Genomic DNA, 15,685 nt, shown 5'->3' with positions numbered 1-15,685 from the left:
CGCCGGGGTCAGCGTGCGCAACCGCGCACGCTCGGCGTGGGTATTCGTCAACATGCCCGATCCGCTCCCGGCCCAAGCCGGGAGCGGTAGATGTGACCCGCGACCGCCCTGTCTGGGGGGCAGTCGGCAGCGTGAGCAAAGCCGTATCGAACCGAGTCAGCAAGCCTTGTCGTTTACGGCGGCGTAGTTGACGGCTCGACCTCCAGGAACCGTCGGCGTCGCGGCCCGCGGTACAGCAGCGCCGTCCAGCCCAGCTGCCCCAGCGCGGCCGCGCACTGGGTGAGTTCCGCCTCCTCCTCGTGCGCAGCCCCGCTGCCCGGCGGACCGAGCCACTCCACCCGTACGGTGCCGGGCGGCCCGCCCTCCTGTACCCGGTACCCGGAAGCGACCCGCTGCCCGGACGCATCAACGGCCGATGCGGGCACACCGGCCGCCTCCAGCGCCAGCGCGACCGCCCGCACCGCCCGATGGAGCTCCCACGGAGCCGGTAGGCCCTCCCGGTCCGCCCGCCCGTTGTTCGTCAGCCGCCGGATCTGCAGCAGCCCCTCCCACGCCGTCCGCACCGACGCAGCACGCTTCTCCGCCGGCCCCGGGACCAAAGGGCCGTCCCCGGTGGCCGGTTCGAAACCGGTGTCGTGCTCGCTGTCCATCCGCGTCCCCTTTACCCGTCCCGCGCTCCTGCCAGTGTGCTGCGCCCCACTGACAAGGGTCCCGGACCCCCGTCCGGCCGGCGACGACCCCGCGGACGTGGACGTCGCCCGTCACGATGTGGCCGCGCTTGGTGCGGCCCTGGAAATCCATGCCGAGTACGCCACCCGACGCTCCCCGAGCGCGATGGCGCCACGGTTCTCCGGGCCCCGGCATCCCATCGCCGGAGGGTTGCGGAGCTGCGCGTACACCGTAGGTGGGGGAGAGGCGATCACGGCGCTGTCCGACACGGACATGGTGCGGGGCATCGCAGGTCTCCGGTCTCCGGTCCACGGACGGCGAAGTGAAGGGATGCGGACGATCGTCGCGAACGGATCACGCCCTTGGTTCGTTGCAGAGTGTGGCGTACCCGGAAGAACTTTCGACGACCGGACCGAGGAGCCCCGTACATGCCCAGCCGTACCGACACCAGCCGCAACGACCCCAGCCGCACCCACCTGATCGAGCGGCTGATGGAACGGTTCCCGCACGTGCCGCGGGAAGCCGTCATCAAGGAGGACTTGCTCCGCGGCGGTGTGGCGTTCGACGAGTCCGCGCTCAGTGACAACGAGGACGGCGACGTCAAGCCGAAGTCGTACTTCATCTTCTCCTTCGACCACGGCACCCTGCCGGAGCTGGGAGCGGCCGCACTGCGACGCCCGCCGGAGGAGATCGTGCTCACCGGAGGCCCGTACGAGCTGCGCCGCACGGTTGTTTCGGTACGGGTGAACCCGGCGTCGCCCTACCGCGTCGCGGCCGACAGGGACGGCGTCCTGGGGCTGTACCTGGACGGCAGGCGGATCTCGGACGTGGGGCTGCCACCGATGCCGGACTACTACCGGCACACGCTTGCCAACGGCAAGTCGGTGATGGAGGTCGCGCCCACCATCCAGTGGGGCTACCTCGTCTATCTGACGGTCTTCCGCGTCTGCCAGTACTTCGGTGCCAAGGAGGAGTGTCAGTACTGCGACATCAACCACAACTGGCGCCAGCACAAGGCCGCGGGACGTCCCTACACCGGGGTCAAGCCGGTCGAGGAGGTGCTGGAAGCACTCGCCATCATCGACCGCTACGACACCGCGAAGACCTCCACCGCCTACACCCTGACCGGCGGCGCCATCACCTCCCACATCGGGGGGCGCGACGAAGCCGACTTCTACGGGCAGTACGCCAAGGCGATCGAGGACGCCTTCCCCGGCCGCTGGATCGGCAAGGTCGTCGCGCAGGCACTGCCGAAAGCCGATGTCCAGCGCTTCCACGACTACGGTGTCCAGATCTATCACCCCAACTACGAAGTGTGGGACCGGCGGCTGTTCGAGCTGTACTGCCCCGGCAAGGAGCGCTACGTGGGCCGCGACGAGTGGCACCGCCGGATCCTGGACTCCGCCGACGTCTTCGGCGCCCGCAACGTCATTCCCAACTTCGTGGCGGGCGTGGAGATGGCCGAGCCATTTGGCTTCACGACCGTCGACGAGGCCATCGACTCGACCACCGAGGGCCTGCGGTTCTTCATGTCGCACGGCATCACCCCGCGCTTCACGACATGGTGCCCGGAGCCCACCACGCCGCTGGGAAAGACCAACCCGGACGGTGCGCCACTGGAGTACCACATCCGGCTGCTTGACGCGTACCGCTCGACGATGGAGGAGTACGGGCTCAGCTCGCCGCCCGGTTACGGCCCGCCCGGACCCGGTCGCGCCGTGTTCTCCGTCAGCTCGTTCATGGACAGCCTCCCGGCCGCACCGGACGACGCACGGTAGTCAGCCGTCGGACAACGCCTGTGCGTCGGACGCGAGTTCACCTACGACCTCGGCGAAGCCCCGGCAGGGCGTTGTCCGCGCCGTCCGCGTCGGCGATGGACGGAGCGGCGCGCCGCTCCGTCAGGCGCGCCACTCCGCCGTACGCTCCGGGGACGCTTCGGCCAGCGCCTTCGCGATGGTCTCGGCATCGCCCTGGTTGCCGTAGACGGGCGTGCCGGGCTGCTGGCGCCACGACTCGTCCAAGCCGCCGGCGTCCACCGTGTCGAAGCCCAGCTCGTCGATGAGGTCGCGCACGGTCTGCTTGGCGGCCGCGTCGTCACCGGCGACCGGCAGGGCCTGACGGCCTGGGCTGCCCTTCGGGAGCGGCTTGGAGAGGATGTCCTCCGCGTACGTCCCGTTGAATGCCTTGATCACCGGGTGACCGATCTGCTCCTCGGTCCACCTGCTCTCCGGCAGGCCGTCCTCGATGGCGGTGATACGGCCGTCGCGCTGCTGTGGGTAGTAGTTGCCGGTGTCGATGACGACCACACCCTCCGTCGCCCCGTCGAGGAACCCCGCGGGCAGGCCGGGGACGGCCTTGACCGGGATGGTGACGACGACGACGCGCGCCCCTCGTGCTGCCTCCGCCACAGTGACAGGGGTGGCTCCGGTCTCCTCAGCGAGCGCTGTGAGCGTCTGCGGGCCACGGGAATTGGCGACGGACACCTCGTGGCCCAGCGCGGTGAGACGCCGGGTCAGGTTGCCGCCGATGTTGCCCGCTCCGATGATGCCGATCTTCATGGATCCGACCTTCCGATGGTGCCTGCGAAGTGCAATGCCGTCTTGTCGTTCCACCAACTCGCCGATGCGGAGGCCTATTCCGGGTGGCTGGAAGAACGTCCCCCTGGGGAGGGACGGATGGGAACCGGCGGCTGCGGGCACGTACAGAGAGAGAAACGGAACCACAGAGCCCACTTGAAGGCGGTGCCCATGCTGCATGGCGTCGATGTCAGCTCGTATCAGTCGTCCTTCGACACGGACGGAATCGACTTCGTTTTCATCAAGGCCACCGAGGGCGCTTCGTACGTCAACCCGCACCTGTCCGCACAGGTCAAGCGAGCCAGGGACGCAGAATGCGTGGTCGGCTTCTATCACTTCCTGTGGCCGGGAAACCTCACCGCGCAGGCAGAGTACTTTGTCAGCAAGGCCCCGGAGAAGGCAGGCGATCTGCTCGCCGTGGACTGGGAAGTGACCGGTGATGGAACACGGGCGAGCGATGCCGAGAAGGACCGCTTCATCCGCGAGGTCAAGCGCCTGAGGCCGCACCACCGGGTCCTGCTCTACTGCAACCGGCACTTCTGGCTGAACTACGACACCACGTCCTATGCCGGTGACGGTCTGTGGATCGCCGACTACGTGACCGCCGGACATCCCCGTATCGAGGCGCCCTGGCGCATCCATCAGTACGCCGACCACCCGCTCGACAAGGACGTGGCCGCCTTCGCCTCACGCAGCGCCATGCGCACCTGGGCGCGACCATGACCGCTTGCCAGACTCGGCGGCGGGCCGCGCCCGTGAGGGGCCGCGATCGCCGGGCAAGCGCATTCCGGACACTTGAAATGCCCTGCTTCGAGGCTTCCGTCATTGCGCGAGACGCATGGTCCGGATCCGGCGCCGTGACGCCGGCCCGACGCGCAGTCCGAAGTGGAGGACGGCCCACGAAAGCCACTGTTGCCCGCGGTTTCGCTGAAGAGGGCGGACAATGGCCAAGTCGCTGACCGAATCCAGGGTTCCGGTGCGGCAGAATTCTCCGGTGACCTCAGCAGCTCAACCGCCCCGCGACCGTGCGCTCGGGCGCGGCATCACCACCCTCATCCCGCAGACTTCGAGCGTGACCCCGGCGGAGCAGGCGGCCGCGGTACTGGCCGGAATGCGGAGCGTTCCGGTGCGCATCGGGGTCCTCCAGGCGGCCGTTGTGCTCCTGGAGGAGCGTGTGCGTACGACAGAGGACGACACGGAGCGTCGGGCGGCGGCCACGACCGTGGCCATGCTCCGCGGTGCGATTACCCAAGCGGACTGAACCGCCACCGCGGTGCGGACCGGTTGCGCCCGCTCACTCCGGCCATGGGGAGCCGAGGATCGCACGGACGAAGTCCCCGCGTTCGAAACCAGGCACATAGTTCTGCAGCACATCGGCCTTCACTTGCCGAAGGTCGTCTCCGGTTTGGGCCGGACCCCGTCGGTGAACGCAGCGAGAATGCGCCGCTTGAAGTCCGGCCGGGGATGCAGGGCGACAATCTCCGCCCGGTCGGCCTCCGAGATCTCCTCGTAGCCGATACCGAGCACGTCGTATTCGACCCCGGCCGTCACCAGAGCTACTTCCGGCTCCATGAACTGCGGGATACCAGGCGTCGTGTGCAGCGCAATGGCGGTCCACACGCGCCGGATGCTGTCCTCCGGCACATGGTGCGACTGGAGGAATCGCCGGGCCTCGTCCGCGCTGTCCACCTCGAACCGCCAGCCGCTCCCGTGGAAGCGCTCGCCGAGCCCGAGGTCGTGGAAGAGAGCGCCGATGTAGAGGAGTTCGGGATCGAAGCTCAGATCGCGACGGCGTCCCTGCAGGGCGCCGAACCAGAAGACGCGCCGTGAGTGGTGGTAGATGAGCTCGCTCGTGGTGTCCCGGACCAGCTGGTCCGCTTCGCGCGCGATTCCGGTGTCCGGTGCACGGATACCGGCTGCGGAGGGCGGCGCGATGGGCGCTGTCATCCACCTGTACCTTCTTGTGAGTGGACAGCCATTGGCTCCACCTTCCGTGTTCGCCGGTGGAGCGGCAACCCGCGCATCGTGGCGAAAGCACGCCGAGGACCCGGGGGAGACCTCTGATGCCGGCTATTGGCATGGACCTGATTCGGATCGACCTCGCTCCGGCCTCCGCCACGGACGGGATGGTTTTCGGACGCCAGTCCGGGAGGTCCTGGCGAATCCGGACCCCGGCGACTGCTGCGTCCCTCCCATGCAGTGCCACTCCCGTTCCTGGCCCGCCCATGAGCAGCACGGACCTGTGCTGAAAAGGAGATCCGTGCAGGCCGCTGCGTCACGTGTCCTGCACGTGCCATCGACAGTTGGCGTATTAGCGTGGCGGCGATGGGGGCGGTCCGTTCGACCAGGGAGATGCACGGATGGCCACACTCGTCGCGGTGAATGTCGGGATGCCCCGGGATGTTCTTTGGAAGGGCCGAGAGACGCATACGGGTGTATGGAAGCACCCAGTCACGGGCCCGCGGATGGTCAGGAAGCTGAACATCGACGGAGACGGCCAGGGCGACCTCACCGGTCACGGCGGGCCGTACCGGGCAGTGCTGGTGTACCAGATGGACTCCTATCGGTACTGGCAGGAGCACCTGCACCGCAACGATTTCACTCACGGCCAGTTCGGTGAGAACTTCACCGTGGACGGACTGCCCGACGACGAGGTGTGCATCGGCGACCAGTACCGCATCGGCGATGCGTTGTTCGAAGTCACGCAGCCCCGGGTGACCTGCTATCGCGTGGGTCTTCGCATGGACGAACCGCAGATGCCCGCCCTGCTGGTCGCCCATGGACGCCCCGGCTTCTACCTGAAGGTGCTGGCCGAGGGGATCGTCCAGGCCGGTGACGAGATCGTCAAAGTCTCCACGGGGCCGGAAGCCATGACCGTCGCGGAGGTCGACGCCGTCCTCTACAGACCCGGGCGTTCGCGCTCCCAAGTGGAGCGGGCGCTCCGCATTCCCGCGCTCAGCCCCGGCTGGAAGACGTCCATGCAGTCGCTCCTGGACGACTACGACTCGAAGGGCTGGTCAACAGGCAATACGGGAGGCAATACGGGCCTGACTGCAGCCGCGAGCAGCCCGCCACCGGCCTGGCCGGGCTTCCGTCCCCTGACGGTCACGGGCATCGCCCCCGAGAGCAGGAGTATCTTTTCCCTCACTCTCGCCGCTACCGACGGCAGCCCGCTTCCACCAGCACTGCCAGGCCAGTTCGTCACAGTCAGGATGCGTCCCGACCCACAGGGCGCGCCGGTCATTCGCAGCTACTCCCTGTCCGGGCGCCCGGGGGACGACCACTACCGGATCAGCGTCAAGCAGGAACCCCATGGCGTGGGCAGCAGCTACTTGCATCAACACGTCGTGGTCGACGACGTACTCGAAGTGGCCGCTCCGCGAGGCACGTTCATCCTCGACAACAACGAGGCAGCCATTGTGCTGGTCTCCGCCGGCGTCGGGGCCACCCCGGTGCTCGCCATGCTCCATGCGCTCGCCGACAACCGTGATCCCCGCGCAGTGTGGTGGGTGCATGGAGCCCGGGACGGCACCGAGCATCCTTTCGCCGACGAGGTGTGCACTCTGCTGTCACGCCTGCCGTCCGGCCGACGGCATGTCTCGTACAGCCGCCCACGCGACGACGACCGTCTCGGCGACGACTACACCTCCACCGGTCGGCTCACCGCCCAGCTTCTCGCGGACCTTGGAATCCCGGAGGACGCCAACGCCTACATCTGCGGTCCGGTGGCGTTCATGGACGACATGACACAAGCACTGGTGGACTGCGGCCTGGCCCCTGGGCGGATCCACACAGAGACCTTTGGATCCGTGACCGCGATGACGCCCGGAGTGGTTCCGACCGATGCACCGGCTCCCCATTTGCCCACCCATCCGCCCGGACCGGGTACTGGCCCCTCCGTCACTTTCGCCCGCAGCAGCCTGACCGTTCCCTGGGACCCCGGCTACGGCACACTCCTGGAACTCGCCGAGGCATGCGACGTCCCAGTGCGATGGTCGTGCCGCACCGGTGTCTGTCACACCTGCGAGACAGCAGTCGTCTCCGGCGGTGTCGACTACTCTCCTGACCCCATCGACCTGCCGGCCGAGGGCAACGCGCTCATCTGCTGCTCACAACCACCCGCGGATCTCATCCTCGATCTGTGACTCCCTCCGCGCCGAACAGCAGATGATCAGCTGACCAACGGCTTCCTGGGCATGAGACAGGTCGGCATGTCAGTGATTAGCCGACGATTCCGGGGTGCCAGCCGACCTCTAAGGTCGCTTTGCCGGGACTGGCCGAAGTGCGGGCCAGCGAGCGAGCATTTGTTGGCGCATGCCGGCGGTGAGGCTGCTCACCCCGCTGAGGGAGGTGCGGTTGGCGGTCAGCTGGCTGACGACACCGAGCCGGTGGACGAGCCGTTCCCGGGCTGTCGCCGTGCCCCACTTCCAGTCCCGGTGCGGAATCCGGGCCAGGTGGTCATTGTTCTCGCGGCGTGCCCGCTCGACCAGCGCGTCGCCGCGGAGCAGCCAGCCGGCGCACGCGTCGGCGAGGCTGTCCTGGGTCTCGTAGCCGGTCGCGGTGCGCCACACCGTGCGGTATGCGCGCTCCGCCCGTTCCAGCAGCGGCACGGACGCCGAAGTGACACACCAGCAGGTCGGGAAACCGATGCGCAGATGGGCCAGCTCCATCAAGCCGCTGCCCAGTGACGCCTGCTCGAAGTCGATGATGAAGCCATGCGTCCGGTGCGGGCCCGATGAGGAGCGAGCCGCCGTCCAAGGAGTGATCGGGCCGGTATGACCGACTGAGGTCGGTCCGATCGCGGGAGTGATCTCCTCATGACCAGTACGATGCACGCCGTCCGGGCCCACCGACGGGGCGGCCCGGAACAATTCGTCTACGAGTCGGCCCCATGCCCCGAACCGGCCACCGGCGAAGTGCTCGTCGCGGTGTACGCCGCCTCCATCACCGCCGGCGAACTCGAATGGGACGCCAGCTGGACCGACAGCCTTGACGGGACGGGGCGCGACCGAACGCCGACCATTCCCTCGCACGAGGTCTCCGGCGTTGTGGCCCAAGTCGGCTTCGGGGTGACCGATCTCGCTGTCGGCGACGAGGTCTACGGGCTGATCCCGTTCACCCGCGACGGTGCGGCAGCCGAGTACGTTGCCGTTCCCGCAAGCATGCTCGCCGCCAAACCGTCCCAGTTGGACCATGACCGCACGGCGGCTGTACCGCTCGCGGCCCTCACCGCATGGCAGGCGTTGGTCGACCATGCCGAGCTGCAACCGGGACAGCGCGTCCTGGTTCACGGCGGCGCCGGCGGTGTGGGTACCTTCGCCGTGCAGATTGCTACGGCGCTGGGAGGGCGCGTGACGGCCACCGCTTCCGCGCGCGACATTGACTTCGTCACCGCGCTCGGTGCGCAGCGGGTCATCGACTACCGGGCCGAACGGTTCGAGGGCCTGGTGCGGGACGCCGACGTGGTGCTTGACCTGGTGGGCGGAGAGACGCAGGACCGCTCCTGGGCGACGCTCCGGCCCGGCGGCACCCTCATCAGCATCGTGCAGCCCCCTGACCCTGAGAAGGCCGCCGCCCACGAAGTTCGCGCCCTGTTCTTCATCGTCGAACCCGACCGGGCCGGTCTGGTGGCCATCTCAGAACTGATCGACGAGGGCCGGCTGACGCCGGTGGTGGATCGCGTCGTGCCACTCACCGAGGCCCGCGCGGCCTACGAGGTACTTGTGACCGAACACCCGCGCGGCAAGGTGGTCCTCCATGTGGACGGCAACCGGAGCACCTAGCTGGACGGCGGTCGCCGTCAGTTCGGATTCGTACGGGTAGTTCTTGTCGTTCGGCATGGTGACGGTGGCCTGGTTGCCGGTGCCGTATCCGCAGCCGTCGGCTTCGTCGAACAGATGTAGTGGGTGTTGTACAGGCTGGACCACAGGGAATACGGCAGCGAACTGTCGGGCGAGGCATTCCTCCAGGGCGGCGTTGTGGCCATTCCAACAGCCCCGACCCGGGCCTCGCACCTGACCTGTGCCACCGGCCCCGGCACACGGCTCCGGCACACGCCGTCCACCCGCTGGAGGACCTGCGCGACGAGGTCGAGATGCCCGAGCGGCTGCGGATCGTGGACCACGGCTTGCGTTGGGACGGCGCGCTCGGCCCCGGGCCGACAGCTCCGAAGGAGGGGTGCCGGAGAGCGTGCGCGTGGCATTGTTCATGGACCACGCGTGTCATGGGCAGCGTGTCTTACGGGTTTCCGGGGCCGTTTCGTCGGCTGCTGAGCAGGGCAGCGATCGGCAGGGCTGCCGCCAGACCGCTCAGCAGGGCTGCGGCGAGGGCGCCCAGGATGGCGGGCTGGTCGGCGAAGGCGATGCCGATCGCGGCCAGGGCGGGCCCCGCGTTGCGTACTGCCGTGACGCCTCCCATGGCGGTGCGGCGCACCGGCGGCCCTGTGGACAGGAGTGTTCCGACGGCGAAGGCGGCGGCTGCGAGGACGAACCCGGCCAGCAGCGTGCGTGAGCCGAGCAGCGCGACGACGTTCTGCCAGTTGCCGACCAGCATGCCCGCCAGCACGATCAGGAATGTCACGTTCGAGACCCCGGCCGCGGTGGGGTGCCACGCTTGTGCGGTGAGTGCCGCGTAGCGGCGCAGCAGCAGGCCGATGGCGAACGGAACGAGCTGCAGGAGTGCCACAGTCTGTACCAGCGCTCCCACGTCGAGGGAGATGCCATTGCCGACCTTGGCGGCGGTGAGGATGCCGTTGACAGTCGGGGCGAAGGTGAGGCTGCCGATGGCGGCAAGCAGCACCTGCACGGCCCCGGCTGCGACGATGTCGCCTTTTTGCACCATGGCGAGCTTCGCGCCGAAGGGGCCGCCCGGGGAGGAGGCGACCAGGACGAGCGCGATGAATGACGCGGTGGGCAGGCTGAGCAGGGCACCGATGCCCCAACCGAGCAGTGGGATGGCCACCATGTTGGCGATCAGAGACAGGGTCAGCAGTGGGACGTCGGTGAGAACGCCCCGCAGTGCCGCGAAGGTGGCCCCCAGGCCGGCAGTGAACATGGTGGCCGCGATGAAGATCACGGTGACGGCATTGAACAGCAGGTGCAGGGTGCCCATGAGGCATGTCTCCTCGGGCCGCGGAGCGCCTCGGAGCGGTGCCCCGGTGCGCGTGACCGCAGTGTCAGTCCTGGAGATCGCCGAGCCAGCGCAGGGCGTTGAGGCCCGGCAGGAAGCAGTACTCGCCACCGCGGGTGACAACGAACCGCGGCAGTGGGGACAGACGTCGTCGCACCGGCCGCCGGGGAATGGTGTAGCCGGTCACGCCGTCGTGGGATCCCGTGACGGGGTCGCCGGCGTTGCCGCCGCCGAAGAAGACGCTGTCGTTCATCCACTCGGACTGCACGAATTCGAACTGACGCCCGAGGTGGGCCCCAATGAACGCGAACATCAGGCCGCGGTCGGCACCATCGTCCTCCAGCACTCCTTCGGGCAGCGGCGGACCATAGGCGGCGCCGCGTCTGATCATGCGGTGGAGCCGCACTTCGCCCGCCACCGACGCGTCGCGGGGGTTGGCCCGCCGGATGTGACAGCCGCTGGGTGTGGTGAAGCCCACCGGATCGTCCCGCTCGTACAGGAAGGTGTTGCGGCGCTGTGGGTCGGCGCCGAGGGAGGGGTCGTCGTGCTGCGGACTGAGCGCCAGCGGTGCACCGCTGCGCCAGCGTCCCATGATCTTGGCTGCCAGCAGTTCCTCGTCCTCGGGTCCGGTGGCGTTGTCCCGCAGATAGCGCCGGAAGAGGGCGACCCGCTGGTGGAGTTTGCGGAAGACCGCGTAGCTGCCGTTGCGTCCCAGCACCTCCGGCTGCAGCGTGCGGATGCCGCCGATCTCGTCCCGGTAGCCGAGCACGAACTCGCCGGCCTTCAAAGGCACCTCCAGCGGGTTCGACCCGGCGAAGCCGCTGCCCTCGACGGCAGGATGGCTGACACCGTCGCGGTAGCCGAAATGCTCGGTCTCAGTGGGCAGCGCGTAACAGTCCTGCCGCCAGATCGCGGTCACCCCGGGGAGCCGGTCGTAAGCGGCGCGGGCCCGATCGAGGGCCCCCGCCAACCGCGTGGCATCGGGCGCGACCGCCGTGAGCACGACATGGACATCCGGCGTGCCCAGCGGCGCTTCCCAGTGCTCGGGGGCGCTCTGGCCGACATCACCCAGCGCCTTGGCGCGGGCTGCCATCCCTTGGCGGAACTCCCAGGCGAACGTGTCCATCGATGCGCGCGGCACACCCAGCGCCTTCAGCCCGTGAGAGGTGACCGCGACACTCACCCACGTCTCCCCCAGGGGGCTGGCCGAGTCGGCGGCTGAAGTCACCACCGCACTCGCGCGCCGCATCAACTCCCTTCCATGCGCCCGGTCATCGATACGGAACGCCACGTAGGTCGCCGCGTAGGGCGTAGGGCGAGGGGTGAGGACCCCGCGCTGAATGTCGTCGAGCTCCAGAACGGCTCGCGCGTTCGTGCTCACACTCGCGCCTCCTTGCGTCACTATTTCGTGACGAGGTTCCGCCAGAAATTCCGCAGGCTCTCGTCGCCGCCGAACAGCGAACTGAAAATCGTGGAGTCCGCGAGCAGCACATCGCCGGCCCGCTCACCGCTCGGGGGCATCCACAGGAACATATTGAACTCGGTGTTGCCTGCCTCGATGAACGGATGCGGCCTGGAGGTGTCGATCGGCTGCCGAGCCAGCAGATGAATGACATCCGGCTCGTCGCTCGTCACGGCGTAATGCGGAAGGTGCTGGTGGAAGTTGAAGTTCGTCACCCCGTCCAGCCAGCCTCTCGTATCCGCGTCCCGGATCGGGGAGAACGGGGCGATTCGGTTCGGCCCTTGTACGGCGGGACGCAGTCCGTAGCGGTTCTCGACGGGTACTCCGAGCCCCTGCATCAAGCCCCGGACATAGGTGGCGAACCGCTGCTGGCGGGGAACCAATGGATCGCCGTGATGGCAGTATTCGATCTCCCGCACTGCCAGATCGTCCGATGCCCCGACGTCATGGTGAGGTCCCAGGACCAGACGGGTGTCCTCACGTTCAAGGAATGCGCGCAGTGCCTCGACCTCACCGGGTTCGGGCTCCTGTCCTGTGATCATGTGATCCAGCCCGAACACGAACAAGGTGTCGGTATCCGCCAGTACCCGCTCGTCGAGCGGGGTATGGAAACCGGCCTGGTCGATGCGTTGGTATACGGGGACGGGATGTCCGGTGGTCTCCTCGACGAACTGCTGGAACGGCACCCAGGCCCAGAAGAACAACTCCAATGAACCGGCGATGCCTTGCTGGAACTGCGACGGCTCGGACCACTTCGGGTCCTCGTAGGCGGGCCAGGTCACCCGCCGCACCTCGGTCATGGTGGAGAAACGATTGTCCAGCTCGGCAGGGTTCCTGCCCGCCTCCGCCGGATAGCTCCACGAGACGTAGACGCTCACCCGTCGCCGACCAGGGGTGCGCTCACGAGGGATGTGGTTCTGATTGTAGGTACGTGCGGTCGTAACCTCGTTCATCTCGTCTCCGATCCACAGTGGGACGAGCGTGCGGCAGCCGCTCTCACTGCAGTTGGTCGAGCATCTCCGACAGCGCGCTCTTGATCCGCAGAGCCTTCTTGATCTCGTCGGCCGTGACGAACGGATATTCGCCGTACTCGATGAAGCTCGGACAGTGGTGTTCACGCACGAACCTGACGAATGCCTCAGGGTTGGTCTTCCAGTCCTCGGGAAACCCTTCGAGGTTCTCGAAGGCCGTGCTCACCCCCGCCTTGCTGAACAGTGCGACGGCGTCCTCGGTGTACTTGTCGAAGTCGGTGTCGAAGATCCCCTGATACATGAAACGAGTGTCGTCGTCGAAGAGCACCCAGCGCAGGTAGTGCAGCTTCAGCGGCGCCAGAAGATACGGATCCCGCTCCAGCGCCTCGGCCAGGGTGTTGCCGTGCTCACGGATTGCCTCGGCTCGGCCCGGCTTGACCCTCGCGACGATGGTGAACCCGTAACACGCCGGTGTCTTCGGAAATACGGGGCCGTACTTCCCCTGCTCGAGATCGCCCATCTCCTTGGGGATGACAGCCGCCTGCGGCTTGATCTCCATATCTGCTCCCTCCCGCCACCTACCGGCCGGGAACAACTCCTCTCATCGTGCCACGCAGCCACTCCAGCTGCCTGATGAGCAGCACTGTCGTCATCAGGAGCCTCCCGTGCGGGCAACCCCGTCGGCAGCCTGGCCGGCTATGTGATCGTGATCGCTTGTACAGGGCAGGCGCGTGCCGCCTCCCTGACGAGGGGGCCGGCGGCGTCCTCGTGGTCCGGCAGCAGTTTGCTGAAACCGTCGTCGTCCTGAGTGAAGACTTTCGGCGCGGCAAGCACGCACTGTCCGGCGCCGATGCACACATCCGTGTCGATACTGATCCGCATCACAACAGGGTCCTTTCCGTTCGGATTTCGGTCACCACGCCACGGGTAGTTCGACCATGCCTTGGACAGTGTCACCCGGTTTGAACGGGATATCGCCGGCGGGTACCGCCAGTCGTAGTCCCGGAAGACGGTCGAACAGCGTGTGTAGCGCGATCTCCATTTCGGCCCGAGCCAGATTCTGACCGAGGCACTGATGGATACCGAAGCCGAACGCGACATGGTTGTGCGAATTCCGTCCGAGGTCCAGTTCGTCCGGCGAGGGATATGCGGCCTCGTCCCGGTTGATCACGGACGTGGACAGGATGACGCCGTCCCCGGCCCGGATTGTCACCCCGCCCACCTCGATGTCCTGCGTAGCCACCCGAGACATTCCGTCGGCGATGGAGAGGAAGCGGAGCAGTTCCTCGACGGCAGTAGGCATCAAGTCCTTGGAGGCGCGCACCCGGGCCAACTGGTCGGGATGCTGCAGCAGAGTGAAGGTACCGAGCGAGATCATGTTCGCGGTCGTCTCGTGACCGGCCACAAGCAGGATTTCGGCCAGTCGGACCAGTTCGTCGTGGTCGACAGCCCCGGTGTCGAGCTGTTGGGCGATGAGCTCGTCGAGCAATCCTTCGCCGGGGTCGGACCGTTTGCGTTGGATCAGGTCTCGGAAGTAGTCGTCGAGTGCGTCCCGCGCGGCCTCGATATCGCTGGCTGCGGGACCGCGGAGCAGCCTGCGCGACTGCGACTCGAAGAACTCGTGGTCGGCATAGGGCACCCCGAGCAGCGCGCAAATGACCATGGACGGAACGGGCAGCGCGAAGGCACTGACCAGATCGGTCGGCGGTCCCTGCTCGATGATCGCGTCCAGCAGTCTGTCCACGGTCTCCTGGATCCGCGGCCGCAGGGCCGCTGTGCGCTTGACCGTAAAGCTCGGAATCAGCATCCGTCGTTGAACGTTGTGCTCGGGGTCGTCGAGACCGAGCAGTTCGACGCGTCGCAAAGTGGTCGCTGCCACCCGCTCAGTGAGCACGGGAAACGCAGGGTTCTCCCGGTCGGCCGACAGCCGCGGGTCGACCAGCAACGCTCGCGCCTCCGCGTGCCCGGTAACGAGCCACACGGTGCGGCCGTCGAAGAGCCGGGCGGGCGACACGGGCTGTGGTCCCCGGTGCGCAGGCCGGTACCCCGTCGGCGGGTGGTAGGGACAGGTACGGTCCTGCGGAAAGGAAATGGTCTCAATGTCTGCCATGGCGGACCTCGCATACAGGGTGGGGGATTCCTGGCGGCCTCTCCCCACTGGATGCCTCAGGCACCCAAATGGTCTAGTGAGTGTTCGGCCAACTCGCTGTGGACCGTTGATTCCGGCTGCTGCCTTGGCCGGGCGCGGTGAGCCACCTTGGTGATGCGCCCGGATTTCCGTGCGTAGTTGGGCACGCGTCGCATCCGGAGTGCGTGCCTATGGACCCATGAATCAGGACTGCACGAAGAAAGGGCGACAAGGTCGGCCATGTTCTGCACGTGCGGTGCTGACTCACATACGTCCTACATGCTGAGGAATCCGATTTCGGTTGCCACGCCGGGATTCACGAGAAGGGAGGGTGTCCGACCATCCGCTGAATGGAAGGACGAGGGCGCCGTCCCCCTGCACACGGCAACAGAGCCGATGGCTCTTCAGACGGCCTGTCTGCCGCACCGGGCCGCGGCAGGGGCGGTTCTCACGGCGGTCGGTCGCACCTTCGTCGACCTCACGGATACGAATCTCACCGTCCGCAATCGCATCCGTCGGTGCCGGACGGTCCACCGCTGGCGGGTACCTCGACTCTCGTCCCCCGAGGAGTGGTCCTGCGCGTACGCCCCCATCCGTGGTCAGCCCGCCCCGCACTTCGTCAGCCGGGGCGAAGACTGAGTTTTGGTGTCCCCGAAGACTCTGCTGCGTAATTCCTGGGTCAGGCCGTGAGTCGGTAGGCGAGGCGTTCGAGGCGGCTGCTGCGGGTGTGGTGCTGGTCGTGTCCGGTCCA

Annotated in this window: 14 protein-coding genes and 1 pseudogene; 5 read left to right on the top strand and 10 right to left on the bottom strand. The window is 67.4% G+C overall.

Features of this window, described 5'->3' with window-relative positions; genetic code table 11:
- Positions 1 to 173: 173 nt before the first annotated feature.
- A complete protein-coding gene (locus tag ACIBB8_RS31740) occupies positions 174 to 650 on the bottom strand; it encodes a hypothetical protein (RefSeq protein WP_398958006.1) in 477 nt (158 codons plus the stop codon).
- A gap of 447 nt (positions 651 to 1,097) precedes the next feature.
- Here ACIBB8_RS31740 and ACIBB8_RS31735 point away from each other — a divergent pair, with 447 nt between their 5' ends.
- Positions 1,098 to 2,447 carry a radical SAM protein gene (locus tag ACIBB8_RS31735; RefSeq protein WP_398958004.1) on the top strand — a complete coding sequence of 450 codons (1,350 nt, stop codon included), beginning with the start codon at positions 1,098 to 1,100 and terminating at the stop codon, positions 2,445 to 2,447.
- Between the two features lie 120 nt (positions 2,448 to 2,567).
- Here the strand turns inward: ACIBB8_RS31735 and ACIBB8_RS31730 are convergent, their stop codons facing one another.
- The gene (locus ACIBB8_RS31730) at positions 2,568 to 3,425 is read right to left on the bottom strand and encodes an NADPH-dependent F420 reductase (RefSeq protein ID WP_398958002.1); all 858 of its coding nucleotides are present in this window, start codon (positions 3,423 to 3,425) and stop codon (positions 2,568 to 2,570) included.
- Here ACIBB8_RS31730 and ACIBB8_RS31725 point away from each other — a divergent pair.
- Both ACIBB8_RS31725 and ACIBB8_RS31720 read left to right on the top strand, forming a co-directional pair.
- Complete coding sequence (locus ACIBB8_RS31725; protein WP_398958001.1) at positions 3,417 to 3,968, top strand: glycoside hydrolase family 25 protein; 552 nt, start codon at positions 3,417 to 3,419, stop codon at positions 3,966 to 3,968. The two genes, ACIBB8_RS31730 and ACIBB8_RS31725, sit on opposite strands and share 9 nt — an antisense overlap.
- 271 nt (positions 3,969 to 4,239) lie before the next feature.
- On the top strand, positions 4,240 to 4,506 hold the full coding sequence (locus ACIBB8_RS31720; RefSeq protein WP_398957998.1) for a hypothetical protein: 267 nt from the start codon (positions 4,240 to 4,242) through the stop codon (positions 4,504 to 4,506).
- A gap of 33 nt (positions 4,507 to 4,539) precedes the next feature.
- Here ACIBB8_RS31720 and ACIBB8_RS31715 read toward each other — a convergent pair.
- Positions 4,540 to 5,192, bottom strand: a pseudogene (locus ACIBB8_RS31715) (HD domain-containing protein).
- Between the two features lie 518 nt (positions 5,193 to 5,710).
- On the opposite strand from ACIBB8_RS31715, the gene ACIBB8_RS31710 reads away from it, so the two are divergent.
- Positions 5,711 to 7,390 (top strand): MOSC domain-containing protein, encoded by a 1,680-nt coding sequence (locus ACIBB8_RS31710; protein ID WP_398957996.1) that lies wholly within the window; start codon positions 5,711 to 5,713, stop codon positions 7,388 to 7,390.
- Positions 7,391 to 7,498: 108 nt separating this feature from the next.
- On the opposite strand, the gene ACIBB8_RS31705 is transcribed toward ACIBB8_RS31710, so the two are convergent.
- Positions 7,499 to 7,915 carry a hypothetical protein gene (locus tag ACIBB8_RS31705; RefSeq protein ID WP_398957994.1) on the bottom strand — a complete coding sequence of 139 codons (417 nt, stop codon included), beginning with the start codon at positions 7,913 to 7,915 and terminating at the stop codon, positions 7,499 to 7,501.
- Positions 7,916 to 8,062: 147 nt separating this feature from the next.
- On the opposite strand from ACIBB8_RS31705, the gene ACIBB8_RS31700 reads away from it, so the two are divergent.
- Complete coding sequence (locus ACIBB8_RS31700; RefSeq protein WP_398957991.1) at positions 8,063 to 9,028, top strand: NADP-dependent oxidoreductase; 966 nt, start codon at positions 8,063 to 8,065, stop codon at positions 9,026 to 9,028.
- Positions 9,029 to 9,482: 454 nt separating this feature from the next.
- On the opposite strand, the gene ACIBB8_RS31695 is transcribed toward ACIBB8_RS31700, so the two are convergent.
- The 6 genes from ACIBB8_RS31695 to ACIBB8_RS31670 all read right to left on the bottom strand — a co-directional run bounded on the left by ACIBB8_RS31695 (position 9,483) and on the right by ACIBB8_RS31670 (position 14,916).
- On the bottom strand, positions 9,483 to 10,355 hold the full coding sequence (locus ACIBB8_RS31695) for a bile acid:sodium symporter family protein (RefSeq protein ID WP_398957989.1): 873 nt from the start codon (positions 10,353 to 10,355) through the stop codon (positions 9,483 to 9,485).
- A gap of 64 nt (positions 10,356 to 10,419) precedes the next feature.
- Positions 10,420 to 11,754, bottom strand: a complete 1,335-nt coding sequence (locus tag ACIBB8_RS31690) for a Dyp-type peroxidase (RefSeq protein WP_398957987.1) — start codon at positions 11,752 to 11,754, stop codon at positions 10,420 to 10,422.
- A 20-nt stretch (positions 11,755 to 11,774) separates the two neighbouring features.
- Positions 11,775 to 12,788, bottom strand: a complete 1,014-nt coding sequence (locus ACIBB8_RS31685) for a hypothetical protein (RefSeq protein ID WP_398957985.1) — start codon at positions 12,786 to 12,788, stop codon at positions 11,775 to 11,777.
- Between the two features lie 43 nt (positions 12,789 to 12,831).
- Complete coding sequence (locus ACIBB8_RS31680) at positions 12,832 to 13,365, bottom strand: hypothetical protein (protein ID WP_398957983.1); 534 nt, start codon at positions 13,363 to 13,365, stop codon at positions 12,832 to 12,834.
- A 137-nt stretch (positions 13,366 to 13,502) separates the two neighbouring features.
- A complete protein-coding gene (locus tag ACIBB8_RS31675; protein WP_398957981.1) occupies positions 13,503 to 13,688 on the bottom strand; it encodes a ferredoxin in 186 nt (61 codons plus the stop codon).
- 31 nt (positions 13,689 to 13,719) lie between these two features.
- Positions 13,720 to 14,916, bottom strand: a complete 1,197-nt coding sequence (locus ACIBB8_RS31670) for a cytochrome P450 (RefSeq protein WP_398957979.1) — start codon at positions 14,914 to 14,916, stop codon at positions 13,720 to 13,722.
- Positions 14,917 to 15,685 lie beyond the last annotated feature (769 nt).

Origin of the sequence: Streptomyces sp. NPDC051286 (assembly GCF_044455345.1) — a bacterium.
In the GTDB taxonomy this organism is placed as follows: Bacteria; Actinomycetota; Actinomycetes; order Streptomycetales; family Streptomycetaceae; genus Streptomyces.
This window is presented reverse-complemented; position numbering and strand designations above follow the sequence as displayed.